The organism is Sulfurimonas sp., assembly GCF_019429335.1.
Taxonomy (GTDB): domain Bacteria; phylum Campylobacterota; class Campylobacteria; order Campylobacterales; family Sulfurimonadaceae; genus Sulfurimonas.
Map to the genome: position 1 here is coordinate 1 of NZ_JAHYJB010000016.1, position 16,941 is coordinate 16,941.

The 16,941-nt window shown below is 37.1% G+C and carries 13 protein-coding genes; all 13 read right to left on the reverse strand.

Annotated elements, in window-relative coordinates; all coding sequences use genetic code 11:
• Nucleotides 1-256 (reverse strand): AAA family ATPase (locus tag K0A91_RS06840; protein ID WP_295009305.1); only part of this gene is annotated, 256 nt, incomplete at its 3' end.
• Nucleotides 256-2,157: a site-specific DNA-methyltransferase gene (locus K0A91_RS06845; RefSeq protein WP_295009307.1), complete on the reverse strand. Its 1,902-nt coding sequence runs from the start codon at nt 2,155-2,157 to the stop codon at nt 256-258. The genes K0A91_RS06845 and K0A91_RS06840, both read right to left, overlap by 1 nt.
• 108 nt (nt 2,158-2,265) lie before the next feature.
• Nucleotides 2,266-5,391 (reverse strand): cytochrome c biogenesis protein CcsA, encoded by a 3,126-nt coding sequence (gene ccsA / locus K0A91_RS06850; protein ID WP_295009309.1) that lies wholly within the window; start codon nt 5,389-5,391, stop codon nt 2,266-2,268.
• 68 nt (nt 5,392-5,459) lie between these two features.
• Nucleotides 5,460-5,744, reverse strand: coding sequence for a hypothetical protein (locus K0A91_RS06855; protein WP_295009311.1), 285 nt, complete (start codon nt 5,742-5,744; stop codon nt 5,460-5,462).
• Nucleotides 5,745-5,797: 53 nt separating this feature from the next.
• Nucleotides 5,798-6,781: a HAMP domain-containing sensor histidine kinase gene (locus K0A91_RS06860; protein WP_295009313.1), complete on the reverse strand. Its 984-nt coding sequence runs from the start codon at nt 6,779-6,781 to the stop codon at nt 5,798-5,800.
• Entirely contained in the window at nt 6,781-8,040 is a 1,260-nt protein-coding gene (locus K0A91_RS06865) for a M18 family aminopeptidase (protein ID WP_295009315.1), read from the reverse strand. The genes K0A91_RS06860 and K0A91_RS06865 overlap by 1 nt, the downstream gene beginning before the upstream one ends.
• A 63-nt stretch (nt 8,041-8,103) precedes the next feature.
• The gene (locus K0A91_RS06870) at nt 8,104-8,409 is read right to left on the reverse strand and encodes a DUF167 family protein (protein WP_295009317.1); all 306 of its coding nucleotides are present in this window, start codon (nt 8,407-8,409) and stop codon (nt 8,104-8,106) included.
• Between the two features lie 45 nt (nt 8,410-8,454).
• Nucleotides 8,455-9,495, reverse strand: coding sequence for a PDDEXK nuclease domain-containing protein (locus K0A91_RS06875; RefSeq protein ID WP_295009318.1), 1,041 nt, complete (start codon nt 9,493-9,495; stop codon nt 8,455-8,457).
• The gene (locus K0A91_RS06880) at nt 9,492-10,535 is read right to left on the reverse strand and encodes a PDDEXK nuclease domain-containing protein (RefSeq protein WP_295009320.1); all 1,044 of its coding nucleotides are present in this window, start codon (nt 10,533-10,535) and stop codon (nt 9,492-9,494) included. The genes K0A91_RS06875 and K0A91_RS06880 overlap by 4 nt, the downstream gene beginning before the upstream one ends.
• 74 nt (nt 10,536-10,609) lie before the next feature.
• On the reverse strand, nt 10,610-12,649 hold the full coding sequence (locus K0A91_RS06885; RefSeq protein WP_295009322.1) for a DUF262 domain-containing protein: 2,040 nt from the start codon (nt 12,647-12,649) through the stop codon (nt 10,610-10,612).
• A gap of 1 nt (nt 12,650) precedes the next feature.
• A complete protein-coding gene (locus tag K0A91_RS06890; protein ID WP_295009324.1) occupies nt 12,651-12,950 on the reverse strand; it encodes a type II toxin-antitoxin system RelE/ParE family toxin in 300 nt (99 codons plus the stop codon).
• Nucleotides 12,940-13,257, reverse strand: a complete 318-nt coding sequence (locus K0A91_RS06895; RefSeq protein WP_295009326.1) for a hypothetical protein — start codon at nt 13,255-13,257, stop codon at nt 12,940-12,942. Before K0A91_RS06895 ends, K0A91_RS06890 begins: the two co-directional genes overlap by 11 nt.
• A 35-nt stretch (nt 13,258-13,292) precedes the next feature.
• Nucleotides 13,293-16,919 carry a DNA polymerase III subunit alpha gene (dnaE, locus tag K0A91_RS06900; RefSeq protein WP_295009328.1) on the reverse strand — a complete coding sequence of 1,209 codons (3,627 nt, stop codon included), beginning with the start codon at nt 16,917-16,919 and terminating at the stop codon, nt 13,293-13,295.
• Between the last annotated feature and the right edge of the window lie 22 nt (nt 16,920-16,941).

Sequence of the window (16,941 nt, forward strand, 5' to 3'; positions counted from 1 at the left end):
TCTCAAAACATGGATTAATGACTACTTCATTTTGATTATATTTATAATTTCTAATAGCACTAATACCTACATTTGCAACAGCTTGAGCGATATTTTCAAATAGCATTGTTTCGCAAAATTCAAAAACCTCTATAAGATTACTTTTCCCAGCATTGTTTGGTGCAACAATACAGTTTAACTTTCCAAATTCAAATTTGCTATCTTTGAAACTTTTAAAGTTATCTATATATAAACTTTTTAAAATGATATTTGACATTACAATGTCTCCAAATCAAGATTTTCTCTAAGATTTAGTTTCGTGCTATCACTTAATGCTTTATCAAAACAAATCAACTTAGCACCCTCTGGAATAAACTCTTGTATATCCGTTTGTATCTCTTTATCAAAACAAAACATAAATACTCTTGTCTCTTCGTATAGTCTTATAAAGCTATATTTTGGCGTTTTTATCTCTTGGCTTTTTGCACTTAAGCTAAATCCATTTTTGAGTGCTACTTCATAAACTATATCAATATACTTTGCACCTTGAGTTAAAATATTTTCAGTAAATACACTCATCTTTAACATCTTCATAATATCTTCAAAACTATCATTCGGTCGTTTTTTTAGCTCTTTAAACACTTGAAAATTTGAGCTATCAAGTCTGTATGATTTGAAACCGTCTTTGTAGTCTAACTTTTTTATAACTCTTTTTATTCGCTCTTTTGTGATGTCGCTGATTTTTTTGTATCCTGCCTTGTAGGCTTCACTATTTTCTTCTGTCGTTTCTGGCAGTTGAACTAAGATATATTTTCGATTTCCGCCATCTTCGAGGTTTTGCGCCATAACTGCATGGGCTGTTGTCCCGCTTCCTGCGAAAAAGTCTAGGATAATGTCGTTTTCAGTTGTTCCTAAAAACACTAAATATTTAATTAAGTCCACAGGTTTAGAGTAGTCAAAAACTGTTTTATCAAATATCTTAGATAAATCTTTTTTTGAATTATCATTTGAAAATTTATTATCCAATAAATCTAAAGTTGTTGCTGATTTTGTTCTTGGTTGCAAATCTACAAAATAGCCATTTATTCCTTTTGATATTGTTGCATTTTGATATGTTTTTGTATAAATACGATTACCTTTAACTACTATAAATCCATTTTCTAAACCAAATTTAAATAATTCTTTAGACCATCTCCAACAAAAATCACTTTTTGGATTTCTTTTTTGTCTCTCTTTCATTTCCTCTTTTGTAGCATTACCTGGTATAAAAATTTTATTCTCTAATTCTATTTCATAATCCAATGAAGGTGAATATTGAATAGACCCATAATCCAAAGTCTGATTTAATTTATACAATCCTCTCTCATTTTCATATTCATCAGAATGTTTAAAATTTTCATCCGTATGCTCAAAAGAATTTAACAATATTTCACTATTTTTACTATATGCTAAAATATAATCATGATTAACAGCTAATTCATTACTTGATTTTCCAGCTTTTTTTGTAATTCTAGGAAATTGTCCAACAAAATTTTCTTCCCCATAAATCTCATCCATCACTTTTCTCAAATTATGCACTTCATCATCATCTATACTTACAAATATCACTCCATCATCTTTAAGTAGATTTCTACTTAGCCAAAGTCGTGGATATATCATATTGAGCCAGTTGGTGTGTCTTCTTCCTGTACTAGATGTTTTGGTACTTGTGTAACCCTCTTCACGAAGTTGGTCGGTTTGGATAAGATAGTTTGTGATAGTATCACCCCATGTATCACTATAAACAAAATCTTTGTCTTTGTTGTAAGGCGGGTCGATGTAGATCATCTTGATTTTTTTGTGGTAAGAGGTTTGAAGAAGTTTTAAAACTTCTAAGTTATCGCCCTCTATGAAAACATTAGAATTAGATTTCGAATCAAGTTCGGAATGACTAGAATCTAGTTTTAGCGTTGCGTTTGATTTTTGTTTTATGATTTTGTAGCACTCCTGCTTACCGTTCCAGTTGAAACTGTAATGCTCTGCTTTTTCATCTTTTATGTCAAAAAGCAGATTTTTAAACTTCTTTATATTTAACTTCCCATCTTCAAAAGCTTCAGGAAATATATTTTTAAGTGCTTCTACTTTTTCTAGCTCTTCAATCTTGTGATTATTTATATCTTGACTCTCTAAATTTATCAATACATAGCCCTATTTTCTAAATAAAATGATTATATCTAAAGAATATGTAAAAAATAATTTATCGGTAATACCCATAAACTAAAATATTGTATAGAAAACCGCCAACATCTAGGCTAGTCTTCTATTTCTAAAAGCGATGGCAATAACGATAAGGAGAATCGCATAAGTTACAGGCACAAAATCAGGAACCGGAACCGGATCACCCTTTGCGTAAGAGTGCATTCCGGCAAGATAGTAGTTCACACCAAAGTAAGTCATAATTACCGATGTATAAGACAAGAGTGAAATAACGCTGTAGTTAAAATCACTGTAGATTGATTTTACAAATCTCATGTGGATAACTGCCGCATATATCAGAATTGTCACAAGCGCCCAAGTCTCTTTTGGATCCCATCCCCAGTAACGCCCCCACGACTCATTTGCCCATACGCCGCCGATAAAGTTACCCAGCGTTAAAAATGCAAGACCTATCATCAAACTCATCTCATTTATAGAGTTAAGCTCTTTTATGGATAGCGAAATATGCTTCTCATTGTTTTTAGTTTTAAATACAAAGAGCAAAATTACAATAAAACCTAAAAGAGCACCAAGCCCTAAAAAGCCGTAACTAGCAGTAATAACCGCAACATGTATGCTCAGCCAGTATGAGTTGAGAACAGGCACCAAGTTTGTAACCTGAGGGTTCATCCAGTTTAAGTGCGCAACAAAAAGAATAAGCCCCGTTAAAACAGCAGTCGAAGCCATTGTAATTGATGAGCGTTTAGAGAAGAATATCCCTGCTAAAATTGTTGCCCAGCTGATATATATCATCGACTCATATCCATCAGACCAAGGTGCATGCCCTGAAACATACCATCTAAGACCAAGTCCAAAAGTATGCACTGCAAACATCGCAACTAGCAACAACAGAGATGTTTTAGAGAGAAGATTGATATTTAATTTCGGCTTTAATATTTTTATAAAACTTGCAATCAGAAGCATAAAACCGACTAAAAAATATAGAGGGTATAGTCTCTCAAATATATTTGCGTAGTTGTATAAAATCTCTGCTTCTACTCTTGTATCAGACGGATAAATAACCGCACCATAAAACTTTTGGTACTCGATAATTTTTTCTATCGCAGTGTTTGCACCCGTCCAATCACCGCTGCTTACGGCACTGTCTAAAGCAGTAAAATACTCAAACGCTATATCTCTTATTTTTTGCGCATCGCCTAGCTCAAACGTCTCAAGCGCCTCCATTGTCTCAAACCATTTATTGTTGATATCATTTGGTTTTGGCCAAATTTTTATCAAAGCTCCAGAATATACAGAATATGAGATATTTACGCGCTCATCAACTTCCAAAACAGCCTTGTCAAAAAGGTCTCTGTTTTTTGGCTCTTTTCTGATTGCGCCATTAACAGCTTCTGCTAGTTTATACCCCTCAAGCGTGTCTGGAAGTTCAAAAAACTGAGAGAAAGAGGCATGTTTTGCATCACTTTTTTCGCCTATTATCTTATTTATCTCTTCATTTTTTGTAGCAATTATTTTGAGGTTTCTGTAAGCGTCAGGTTTAGCCATCATACCAAGCACAATCTGGTTTTGGTTAAGTTTCTTCCCTGCAATAGTAAGCGATGAGCTTTTATAAATCTTTGCGACAATCTCTACTGAGAGTGTATCAAGCGGCTTCATTCTTCCGCCGCTGTCTTGAATGATTAGCGCTCCAAAACTATCCGCATGCCCTTTGTCAAATGACAAAATAGTTTTTATTGCCGGATTTAGCTCCTGCGCATAAGAGGGAGAAACACTAAGAAGCACTCCAAGCGAGAGTAGAAGTCCAAGAGCTTTTTGCTCGCTTGCTTTTCTTGCTCTTTGAGAGAGTTGCTCAAATCTGTTTCCTCTTGAAAAGAGAGCCCAGAACATCCCAAGTCCTAAAAGAAAATAGCCTATATATGAAGGAAGTGTTCCAGGATCATTGTTTACCGACAAAACGGTTCCTTTTTCATCTTTGTCGTAAGATGCTTGGAAAAATCTGTAACCACGATGTTCTAAGATATTGTTCATATAAATTCTATAAGGATAATATACCTTCTCCTCATTATCTACAAGTTCAACTTCGCTTGCATAAGAGGCAGGCGACATAGAACCAGGATATCTGTCTAGCTGAAAATCTATCAGCTTGACTCCAAAAGGAAGCGATAATATTTTAGAGCCGTAAGATATATGCACGTCAACTCCGTTTATAATGTTGTGGCTCTCTTTTGCGACTCTTCCAGCCTGTCCAAAAACCATTACATTCTCAGAAACATCGCCTACTTTTACGTTAAAAACAAAGGCATCCTGCCCAGGTCTCATAGGTATAGCATCTGGATTTGAGACAATCTTCGTAGTCGCATGTTTGTAGAATTTGCGCACGACAAAGTTGCTCGCATGTGTTCCAAAAAGTGTTCTTAATTCAAGCTTGCTTTTCTCACTCGGAGCAATCTCTCCCTCAGTTTTATCGTCCATTTTAAGATATAGAAGAGGCATACTGTGTCTCATGTAGAGCTCACCGTCTTCGCTAAATATAGATATAGCAGGTCTTAAAAACATTTTTCCCGACTCAAAATCTATTGCTATCTCATCATTTTCATAAAACTCGCCTTTGCGAAGCTTGAGTGGTTCACTTGAATTATTTGATGCAATCATCATTTCGGCAACTTCAAAACCGCCCTCAGTGCCTTCAATAATGCTCTCTATAGCATCTGGAATATACTCTGCAAGTTCTACATGTACATTTTTGCCATCTATATTTAAAGATGAGAAGAGAGAGTTATCTCTTCTTTTGGAGAAATATACAGCCTCTGAAGTCGAAACAGTATTTTCTCCTACCTTTGCGCTTACATCAAAGTATGTATCCATACTCAGCATAGTTGTTGCCGTTTCACCCTCACGGATGTGCATAGTTCCCTCAAAGCCGATAAACCTCGTTATTGCCGCACCCAAAACAATTACGATAAATGAGAGGTGAAAAATAAAGATAGGAGCTTTTTTGAGAGTGAACATTTTATATCTGTAAATGTTATACATGAGGTTGATAGTAAGGAGTGCCATCAGCGCCTCAAACCATCTTGCATTGTAAACATCCGCTTTTGCGGTCATGGTTCCATAATCATTCTCTATAAATGTTGCGTAGCCTATCGCCGCCGCAAATGTGAGTATCATGATTATCATGCTCTTCATAGAACCTAAAATTGAAAAAAGTTGTTTCATACGTATCCTTGGGATTAAAAAAGGTATTCTATTTAAAATTGGATAACACGCGTTAAATTAACTGCTATTCAGTCCAATTTAAAAATAACTTTAACATCCCCGCTCTCAAGTTCTTGTGCTTCATGTCCTATTGTCAATGGAACTCTTTCATAAAGAGGAAACGGTTCGTGAAAAAAGATACCCACAAGTCTGTCATTCTCACTCTTTAGCAGGCGCAATCCTGAAATAGCGTTTATCATCGGCTCAGGCGGTTGGCAACGTGTAGCATTGAACTCATAATAGGTAAGCCCGTCCTCTTCATACTTATAAAAATCAAGTGTTGCTCCCTGAACCTCTATCAACTCTTTTTGCATTTTTTTCTTCCTTTTTTTTGTTTATTTTAGCATTTTAGAATTCAAAAAAAATGTCATAAAGCAAGTTTAATCTCAAACCCTTTTCTTTGTCCGTTTAAAAGCTCAACGCTTCCGCCATGAGCCTGTGCTATCTGTCTTGAGAGAACGAGTCCAAGCCCGTTTCCTTTGACTTTCGTGCTTTTAAACGCTTCAAAAAGCTCTTTTGTGTTTTCAATCATCACGCCGCTGTCATATATGTAAAATTTATGAAATTTGTCATCTCTCTCATACACAATCTCGATATTTCCGTAGTCGTTCTCATCAAGCTCTATAGCATCGATGGCGTTTGTCAAAAAATTGGCAAAGAGCATCTCTAAAAGGTCTTTGTCCGCGTTTATCGCAAAGTTTTGCTCTGGAAAAACAAAGGTGATATCTTTCGTGTAACCATAGTAGCCAACAGCCATATTTAGCGCATCTTGAAGCTCTCCCCACATAAAAGTGCTCTTGCTTGCATGAACACCCTTGCTAAACATCAGCGTTGCTTTTATGATGCGCTCTATTCTGGATACAGACTTTTGAATCTCCTCGACAATTGCCACATTCTCGGGCATAACCCTTTTTTTGAGCGTAGAGCTTAAAAGCGAGATTGAGCCTATGGGATTGCGTATCTCATGTGAGAGGTGTGCCGCCATCTGCCCCATGGTTGCGAGGTTCTCTTTTCTTTTTTGCTCTGTAATATCTGTGGCACTCAGCATTACCTTCTCTTTATAGGAGGAGCATTTTATAAGATATGATTTTGAGCCAAAACCGACCTCGTAATCATTCTTTTTTGGCTCAAGCAGTTCAAAGAGTTCACCAAGTGACTTCGCCTGAGAGTTTTGCAAAAAAATCTCTCCGCCTTTATCCAAAATCCAGATGGCGTTTGGCAAAAACTCAACAACCTCTTCAACTGTGTCTTGAAGATGAGCGTATGAGGCTTTTAGCTCGCTAAACTCCTTCTCGACCTTGTAAGTCTGCTCGATTAGAAGGCTTAGCTCCTCTGGAGAGATGCCCGACATCAGTCGCTAAGTCCCAAAATAATCTTAAACAGCGAGTATGCGTCATCGCTTCCGCAAAGCTCTCTTGTGGAGTGCATCGCATAGGTCGGAAGCCCGACATCCAAAGTCTCTATGCCGAGTCTTGTAGCTGTTATGGGACCTATTGTCGTGCCACATCCCATATCGCCCCTTGTCACAAAGCTCTGTAAAGGCTCATTTAGCGAAGATGCAACATTCATAAATCTTGAGATTGTCTTTGAGTTGGATGCGTAACGCTGATTTGAGTTTACCTTTACGACACTCCCCTTGTTTATGAGCGGAGCGTGGTTTGAGTCATGTTTTGCTGGAAAGTTCGGATGGATGGCATGAGCGTTGTCCGCACTTATCAGAATGGAAGAGCGAATCATCTGCGTATACTCTTCAAAATCACCGTAAACTCTCTTTAGCACGCTCTCCAAAAACGAGCCGCCTGCCCCTGAAGCGCTCCCGCTTCCTACCTCTTCATGGTCGCTTGCGATAAAAAGCATAGGTTTGCTCTCATCGACTGTGCAGATAGCGAGCATCCCGACATAGCAGCTAAGAAGATTGTCAAGTCTTGCACTTGCTATAAACTCATCATGTAGTCCCACAAAAGAGGCTCTTTGCGTATCGTAAAAACTAAGTTCGCTTGCGTATAGCTCTTTTACATCCTCTATTTTGTTCATCTCTAGCTGATTTTTCAAAAACGCACTGAAGTCAAACTCGCTATTACAAGTAGAAATCGGGCAGATGTCAGTTTGCGCATTTACGCTCTTTGAACTGTTTGCCTCTCGGTCAAGATGAATTGCAAGAGAGGGGATGGTTGCTATTGCTTTTCTTGCATCAATGAGCGCATCTTTTATGATGTTGTTTGAGTTTAGGTACGAAACTCTGCCCGCAATAGAGAGGTCTCTGTCAAACCACGTGTTTAACAAAACTCCGCCATACTGCTCAACTCCAAACTTTACTACTCCATGCTCTTTAATAACGGGGTTTGGCTTTAGTTTTAGATTGGGAGAATCGGTGTGTGCGCCGACCATTACGTAGTGTTTGCTGTTTGTACATGTAAAAGCGATTATAGAGGAGTCGTTTCTAGTGACGTAGTATCTCCGCCCCTCCTCCAAAGACCATTTATCAACCTCATTTAGCTTGATAAAACCTGCGTTTTCAAACATTCCCGCCATATTTGCAGTCGCGTGAAAAGGAGTGGGCGAAGCATCCAAAAAGCCTAAAAGTCCGTCATTAAAATCTTGTTTTGTCATTATTATAGTTCCCAAATGAAATTTATAATCTATTTTTTTGATTATACAAAAATATCCTCTATTCTACTCAAACTCTATGCCATGAGGCAATTTTTTCGGTGATTTTATGCGAAGCTGCTTGTGGATGCTCATTCGTCCATAAACCACTTCAATGGCGGAAGCATTCACCTCAAACTCTTTTGCTAAAAACAGAACCATATAGTCCGTCGCCTTTCCCGCTACCGGCTGCGCCTTTACGCTCACTTTTAGCTGATTGCCTTTTGGTTTTCCAATAACATCTCTCTTTGCGGAGGGAGTTCCTAAAATGTTTAAAACCAAAACATCCCCGTCCCACTCGTAATAGATATGCGCTAAATTTCTTGCTTTCATTTTATTTTTTTATGTTCAGATACAAATCATCATTTTTTACGGGCTTCATTTCTTACCTTCCACAATTTCTATCTCTTCATCGCCTCTTAAAACATTTTCGAGTTCTTTTCTAAGCTCTTCTTTGTTTGGCAGGTAAAGTTGATACTTTTGTACAAAAAGTTGGCTATTCATACCGTAAGTCGCATACTCAACCAAAAGTTCATCTTTTTCTTTACTAAGTATGATGCCTATCGGCGGATTGTCCCCTTCGATATTTTGTTCATTTGCAAAGTATCCAAGATACATGTTCATCTGCCCAATATCCTGATGTTTTACCTCATTTATTTTCAAATCTATCAAAACAAAACATCTCAATATCCTATGATAAAAAACCAAATCTACTTTATAGTGAGTATTGTTTAATGTCACTTTGTACTGTCTGCCAACAAATGTAAATCCTCTGCCAAGCTCAAGTAAAAAGTTTTGAAGATTGTCACACAGTAAGCTCTCAAGCTGGGTTTCGGCTATATGGTAAGGCTCTGGAATTTTCAAAAACTCAAAAACATAAGGGTCTTTTAAGATATCTGTCGGCTTCTCTATAATCTGCCCATTTTGAGAGAGAGCCAAAACATCTTCTTTGTTTTTGTTTAAGCTTAGTCGCAAAAACAATCCACTCTCTTTTTGTCTTTGTAGCTCTCTGATAGACCAATTTTCAAGCACTGTCTGCTTCTCATAAAACTCTCTCTCCAAATCATCACTTATCTTCAAAAGCTCCACAACATGCGACCAGCTCAATTTGTGCGACAGTGTCGCACAAATTGGATAGGCTATATAAAACTGCCTAAATCGTACCAAGTTGCTACGACTAAAACCTTTGCCGTGCTTGATAGTCAAATCTTGACTGAGCTGTTCTAAAAGATTTTTACCGTATGTTGCTTTTTTAGCTCCATCTTGCTCAAACTCAACAATGTATTTTCCTATCTCCCAGTAAGTTTTTACAAGCTCACTATTTACGGCTTGGAATGCTTTAACACGACCATTTTCATAAGCTTGAGAAATAGTGCCTAAAAGATTTTCGTACTCTGGGTTAGTTGCTTGTATGTTCATTTCTCACCCTCCACAATCTTTATCTCTTTCATCAATCCAAGCTCAAAAACATCTCTCTCAATCTCAGCCTTCAACTCTGCCTCACTCGGTAAATAAAGCTGATACTTCGACACAAACAGGTTTTCATTGTCGTTTAAAACCGAGTATTTTACTACTGTATTGTCTTTGTCTGCACAGAGTATGATTCCGATGGTCGGGTTATCGTTCTGCTCTTTTTCCATATCGTCATACATTCGCACATACATATCCATCTGCCCTACATCTTGATGGGTTAGTTTTCCTTTTTTTAGGTCTATGATGACAAAACATTTCAACATGTAGTTATAAAAAACCAGGTCTATGTAAAAGTCACTTGTCTCTGTTTTGATTCTTTTTTGTCTGGCTACAAATGCAAAACCTCGTCCAAGTTCTAGTAAAAAATCTTGTATCTTTTCGATGAGTGCAGATTCTAAGTCGCTTTCATAAAAAGCATTGTTTTGTTTGAGGTCTAAAAATTCTAAAACATAAGGGTCTTTGATGATATCTTTTGAGGTGAGTTGTAAATCTTTTGTGTTTTCTTTAGCTTCATTTATGACCGGCTGTTTCTCTTTGCTTGAGATGATTCTTTCATAGTAAAAAGTACCGATTTGTCTCTCTAAGGCTCTTACGCTCCAGTTCGATTTAGCTGATTCCTCTGTGTACCAAAGTCGTGCTTGTGGATTATCTATCCTCATGATAAGTCTATAATGACTCCAGCTCAATTGGTCACACAGCGTGTGACTATTTGGAAAAGCCAAATAAAACTGTCTCATCATTTTTAGGTTTGTTGTTGTAAACCCCTTCCCAAAATCTTTAGTTAGTTTAGTAGAGAGTTCTTTGATGAGATACGAACCATACTCGGCTCTATCTTTTCCGTTTTGTTCTTCCTCTACTATTTGCTGACCGATGCTCCAGTAAGCCTCGACCATTATGAAGTTCACTTGTCTGTAGGCATTGTCTCTAGCACTCTGGAGGATATTTTTTATGTTCAGATACAAATCATCATTTTTTACCGGCTTCATTTCTTACCTTCCACAATTTCTATCTCTTCATCGCTCAAACCATACAGCTTATAAACTAATTAAATTTTCACCAATTAATCTCTAATTGTATAAACAAAATCGCTACCACTTAAACCAAACTTTTCACAGATAAGTTTTACATAAGTCATAATAGAATTGGCACTTAAGTTTGTTTCTAAAAAATAAGATTCTTTTATCTCGTACGGTTTTCTACAGTCGGTTTCCATGCTGGAGATAATTCTTTGTTTTTTACCACTAAAATCATCATCAATTAATAACGACTTTGCAATATCATAGTCAAAATCAACTAAAATCTTTACAACATTCACATACAAGTCATTCCAAGATTTTACAGTATGTTTTTCATTAAATAGTTCAAAATAAAGCGGTTTTTTGCCTGTAATATCAATATCATCATCAAGCGTATAAAACTCTTTATCTGTATCCTGAAAATCAAGTTTTAAATCTAACTCTTTTGGGTATTCCCACAATATTTTAGCTTCTTCAAAAAGTACATCAGCTCTTCTGTTTATCTCTTTATCATCCCAATTTATTGCATTGATAAAATATTGATTGAGCTTTAATCTGCTTTGCTCTTTTAAAATATATTTTTTATCTTCAAAAGATTTGTTACCAAGTTGAGTATTATCGCCTGAAAGTGATAAATTGCCAATATTGTGCAGATATTTATCATGAATAAGTTGATAGTTGTCTCCGAGTTTTGCTCTCCAAGAATTTGTCAATGTTTGTGGCATAAAATGTTCTATCGAGAGTGTCGCAATATCAACTTTTTCATTATTTTCTTTATTTTCAAGTCGTAATAAAATAAATTTTATATTTTTTAGATTATACGCATCCCTTGAAGTAAAATCAGCTCTGAACTCTTCATCATCTGGAAAAATTGCAGAACCCCTTTTTGAAAACAAAATTGTTGCAAAATATTTACTAAATTGCTCATACATAAAATTTGGCATTTCTAAAATATCACTAAATAAAGATGCAAAAACTTTATTTAAAGCGTTAGTTGCTTTGTTGCATACCATTCTTCTGATTATGTAACTTTCAATGATTTCTAATGTAACAAACAACTCTTGTTCATTAATTAGTTGTTTGTTGAAACTAGATATAACTGATAATAAAAATGGATAAACAACTCCAATTTTTAGTTGTTTAAGATTTTTCAAATTTTGTGCATAAATTTCATTGTGAGGAAATAAAAAAGTTTTATAAATTTTTGAATACTCTAAAAGTTCAATGAGTAAACCTTTTGTTTGCATATTTTCAGAAGAAACAAATACTTTAAAAGCTTCATAAGTATCATCTTTATTTGGGATTTTGTTCTGTTTTACTGTTAAATAATCTCTTATAAAATTTGATATATTTTCACTTGTTAAATTCTCTTCTATTTTAAACCAATAGTTTTCAAATAGCTCAATTTGCTCATCAGCCTCTTTATCCATAAGCAAAAAATTTCTTATTAAATCTGATTGAGATAAACTAACTCCTGTTGAATTGATACTTTCAAAAATTAGTTGAGGATTGTCATCTCTTCGATTAAGTGCAATGTGCACAATAAACAACTTTTTAAATCCTAAATAAAGTGATTTAAAATCTCCAAACTTTATCATTTGATTTTTAAAAAAATTGTAATTTTTATAAATATTTGAATTAGTATCTATTGTGTCAAAATCATTTTTTAGTAATTTTTTAAAAACATCATCATCTTTTTTGATTGGTTTGAGTTTTAGCTTATTTTTCTCATCAAGTCTTTTATTAATCAAAAAACTCTCTAAAATCTCATCTTTTAAATCTTCATCATCAATGACATCATACAAAGCTTTTAAAAAAAGAGTGGAAGTAGTAAGCCTTTGTTGTCCATCGATAATAACATACTCTTTTAAATCTATCGAATCGGTATCACTATTGGCAACATAAACTATCGAACCCATAAAGTGACTTTTTCGTTCACCCTGAAGTCCTATATTTTTAATATCTTCAAAAAGTTGCAAACAGTTTTTTTCTTTCCAATCATAATTTCTTTGATAAACAGGAATAATGAATCTTGTCTTATTTGAAGATAAAAAATCTTCAATGCTTATTTGTCTTGCTTCCATGTTAGTTTGTCTCCATATTTACTGTATAGCTATATTTTTCATGGTGAATAAGTGCAAAAATAGAGATTGTTTCATCTTCAATCATATAAACAACGGTATAGCCTTTAAATACCAAGTCTCTAATGTTTTCATCATCATGATAAATTGATTTTCTATGCTTATACGGCATGTGCGAAATATCTTTACATGATGCAAACAATTCGTTTTTAAATTTTCTAGCCGCGCGAGGGTTGTCTTTTGCTATATACTCTAGCTTTAGAGCCAAAGGGTTAATGAAACTCTCTTCAAATCTAATGTTCATACGCTTTTATCACTGCATCAAGCTTAGCCTCTGCTTCATCCGTAGAGTAAAATTTAGCCGTACCGCTCTTTATTTTCTCTACCTGTGCGGCTACAAATTTTCTATCTTCTTCAAAGAGTGCTTTTTTAACCTCTTTTTCGATGATTTTTTCGAAATCTTCACTTTTTAAAAGTATAAAATCAAGTTTATTGTTTTTTAAAATCCCGATTTTCTCCAACTCTCTTTTATACAGTTTTGATGTAATTGTCGCAAAATTTTTTGCAACCTCCGTCGCACTAAAGAGTTCGTTCGTATTGTAAGCAACCATAATCACTCCCTTTATTTTGCATATAATTTTGCATATTATACAAGACTTTCGCTCAAAATATCCACTTCCTCATTGCCCTCAAGCGCAGCTATAAGTTTGCCATCAACCCTTATAGCCGAGTCGATTACGACATTTTGCAGTTTTGAGATAATGGTGATTTTCAGCTCTCTTTTTCCCGGGTTTTGACGTACAACTCTGTACAAATCTTCCAAAACTCTCATATCGCTGTCGAGTCTTATGGCTAGGTTTATCGGCTCTTGCGGTTCGGGTTCTACTTCTCGCACCTCTTTTTTGGTCTTTTGCGTCTCTTTTTTCGCCTCTTTTAGCGTCATTAGCTTACTTACGCCTATTCTCGTAAACATATCGGTGTGGGTGATTTTTGCTTTGATTGCGATAGGCTCGTTTAGGTTCATTTGACTAAGTTCTTCAAGCTTGTCGGAAAATAGCATTACTTCTATATTTCCGTGAAAATCCATAAGACTTACGATGCCGAACTGATTTCCTTTTTTGGATGTTTTCTTGGTTATCTCTTCGACTTTACCTATGAAAATAGCGTACGAGCCGTCTTTGACACTCTCTATCTCCGAAGAGAGCGTATAGTCAAGCTCATCTATCTTCTCTCTAAACTCATCAAGCGGATGTCCTGAGACGTAAAAACCCAAAGTCTCCTTCTCAAACTCTAAAATCTCTTTTAGCTCATACTCTGAAGAGTTTACAAGTTTAAGCTCAACACTTGTTATCTCGCTATCATCTCCAAAGAGGCTTCCAACAGCATTTTTTCTTGCCATTGAGGCATCTTTTGCGGTATCTACAATCTTCTCTATCTGGTCAAGCAGTGCCTTTCTTGAAAAGCCAAACCTGTCAAAACCGCCCGCTTTTATGATGGACTCGACAACTCTCTTGTTTACTTTTGAAGGCTCGATTCTGTTTACAAAATCTTGAAGCGAAGCGAAGTCACCGCCCTCTTTTCTAGTTTCAAGTATCGATAAAACTGCCGCTTCGCCCACGCCTTTAATAGCTCCTAAGCCGAACAGCACAATCTCTCTCTCATCTTTTGTGATAGCGGAAAACTCAAGCTGTGAGTCACAAATATCGGGCGGAGAGAGCTCAATACCCATTCTTTTTGTCTCATCGATGTAGCGTACGACTTTGTCGGTGTTGTCTTTGTCAGAGGTTAAAAGTGCCGCCATAAACTCGTTTGGATAGTATGTTTTGAGCCATGCAGTCTGGAATGTAATCATCGCATAAGCCGCAGAGTGCGATTTGTTAAAACCGTACCCCGCAAACTTCTCGATTAGGTCAAAGAGCTTAGAAGCTTCCGCATAGTCAAGACCTTGACCTTGCGCACCTCTTGCAAACTCGTCATTATAAACCGACATGTCCTTTTTCTTACCCATAGAACGGCGGATAATGTCTGAATATCCTAGAGAAAAACCGCCAACTGTTTGAACAATCTGCATGACCTGCTCTTGATAAACGATGACCCCGTAAGTGTTTTTAAGTATAGGCTCCATGCTCAGAAATGTGTACTCTATCTTCTCTCTACCGTGCTTTCTCTCTATAAAGCTCTCAAGCATTCCAGACTCCATCGGTCCCGGTCGGTAGAGTGCCAAAACCGCAATCAAATCCTCAAAACTGTCAGGCTTTAGACGCTTGTTCAAATCCTGCATACCAGAACTCTCTATCTGGAACATTCCCACCGTATTTCCGCCTCGAATCACGTCGTAAACTTTTGGGTCGTTTTCATCTATCTCGTGCCAGACAACCTCTTTGTTGTAGCGAAATTTTATAAGTTTTATAGCATTGTCGATTACGTCAAGAGTTTTCAGACCCAAGAAGTCGAACTTGATTAAATCAACGTCTTCAAGGTAGTTAAGAGAGTATTGTGTGACAAAAACATCCTCGCCTGAGGGCTTGTAGATAGGCGTTTTTTTCCAAAGTTCCTCGTTTGAGATGACCACACCCGCGGCATGTATGCCAGAGTTACGCTTGAGTCCTTCAAGTTTTTTGGCAAACTCCCAAACTCTTGCGGCATTTGCATCATTTTGAATAAGTTCTTGAAGTTTTGGTTCTTTTTGAAAAGCTCCCGCTATAAACTCATCACCTTTTTTCTTTCCGTTTAGTGTTATTCCAAGCTCATCTGGAACAAGCTTTGCCATCGCATCGGCTTGAGAGAGCGGCATGTCAAGAACGCGCGCAACGTCGCGTATAACCCCTTTTGCTAAAAGTGAGCCGAAAGTTATAATCTGCGCAACCTGATTTCGCCCGTACTTCTCGACAACATAGTCTATAACCTCTCCACGCCGTGCCTGCATAAAGTCCATGTCAATATCGGGCATGCTTACGCGTTCAGGATTTAAAAATCTCTCAAAGAGCAGGTCATATTTCATAGGGTCGATGTCTGTAATCTCAAGCGAATATGCAACAAGACTTCCAGCCGCACTTCCCCTGCCCGGTCCGACTGCAATCCCCATCTCTTTAGCAACTTTAACAAAATCCCAAACGATTAACATGTAACCGGGGAACTTCATAGAGTTTATGACATTTATCTCAAACTCTAAACGCTCTTTGTACTCTTCATGTTTTGCCTCTGGAACATGCTTTAGTCTCTCTGTGAGACCGAGTCTGCAGCGGTAGATAAAATATTCGGCATCATTTTTGTCAGCCGCGCTCTTCCATGCTCTTTTTTGCTCTTTAGTAGCATCGCTAGAGAGCGGCTCGTCATCTTTGTAATCAATCTCAAGACCGTCTTCTCTTGCATACTCTCTTGTAAATTTAAAGTTTGGAGGAATCGGGTCGCCAAGTTTTAACTCCAAATTACACTTATCTACAATCTCTTGAGTATGAGTGATTGCCTCTGGGATATCTGCAAAAAGTCTTGCCATCTGCTCCGGACTTTTGAGATAAAACTCATGCACGGAGTGGCGCATACGTTTTGGGTCGTCGTAAAGTTTATTCATCCCGATACACATAAACGCCTCATGATACTGCGCATCACCGGGGAACGTGTAGTGGGTGTCGTTTGTAGCTACGACCTTTATGCCAAGCTCGCTTGAGAGCTTTAAAACCTGCTCATCTATAAAGAGCTGATCACCTATGCCGTGGCGCATAAGCTCAAGGTAAAAATCATCACCGAATATCTCTTTATACTCTAGTGCGACAGCCTTTGCGCCCTCATATCCAAGTGCTCCGTTTTTTACATTACGCTCGTTTGCCGTGTTTAGGTGCCAGTTGACCTCGCCTTGAAGACATGCGCTTGTGCATATTAGCCCTTCGCTGTGCTCTCTGAGCTCATTTTTGTTTATACGAGGAAAGTAGTAGAACCCCTCTATAAACGCCTTTGAAGAGAGATACATAAGGTTTTCGTAACCTTTTTGATTTTTTGCAAAAAGACAGATGTGGAATCGCTGTTTCGTGCTCTTGTCATCAACAGCTTCACCGTTGTGAATGTAGCCCTCCATCCCGATTATCGGCTTTATTCCAGCCTCTTTCATCTGCTTGTAAAAATCTATAGCCCCGAACATGTTTCCATGGTCCGTCATGGCGACAGAACCCATGCCGAGCTTTTTAACCTGCGATACCAAATTTGTAAGTTTATTTGCACCGTCAAGAAGAGAATATTCGGTATGAAGATGTAAGTGGGTAAATGGTTGAGCGCTCATCGTATATGCAACCCTTTTTAGC

Bases quoted from the DNA above. Each gene is read 5' to 3' on its own strand.
- K0A91_RS06855 (WP_295009311.1), bottom strand. From the start codon at position 5,744: ATGCAAAAAGAGTTGATAGAGGTTCAGGGAGCAACACTTGATTTTTAT.
- K0A91_RS06880 (WP_295009320.1), bottom strand. From the start codon at position 10,535: ATGAAGCCGGTAAAAAATGATGATTTGTATCTGAACATAAAAAATATC.
- K0A91_RS06885 (WP_295009322.1), bottom strand. From the start codon at position 12,649: ATGGAAGCAAGACAAATAAGCATTGAAGATTTTTTATCTTCAAATAAG.
- K0A91_RS06870 (WP_295009317.1), bottom strand. From the start codon at position 8,409: ATGAAAGCAAGAAATTTAGCGCATATCTATTACGAGTGGGACGGGGAT.
- dnaE (WP_295009328.1), bottom strand. From the start codon at position 16,919: ATGAGCGCTCAACCATTTACCCACTTACATCTTCATACCGAATATTCT.
- ccsA (WP_295009309.1), bottom strand. From the start codon at position 5,391: ATGAAACAACTTTTTTCAATTTTAGGTTCTATGAAGAGCATGATAATC.
- K0A91_RS06890 (WP_295009324.1), bottom strand. From the start codon at position 12,950: ATGAACATTAGATTTGAAGAGAGTTTCATTAACCCTTTGGCTCTAAAG.
- K0A91_RS06865 (WP_295009315.1), bottom strand. From the start codon at position 8,040: ATGACAAAACAAGATTTTAATGACGGACTTTTAGGCTTTTTGGATGCT.
- K0A91_RS06875 (WP_295009318.1), bottom strand. From the start codon at position 9,495: ATGAACATACAAGCAACTAACCCAGAGTACGAAAATCTTTTAGGCACT.
- K0A91_RS06895 (WP_295009326.1), bottom strand. From the start codon at position 13,257: ATGGTTGCTTACAATACGAACGAACTCTTTAGTGCGACGGAGGTTGCA.
- K0A91_RS06860 (WP_295009313.1), bottom strand. From the start codon at position 6,781: ATGTCGGGCATCTCTCCAGAGGAGCTAAGCCTTCTAATCGAGCAGACT.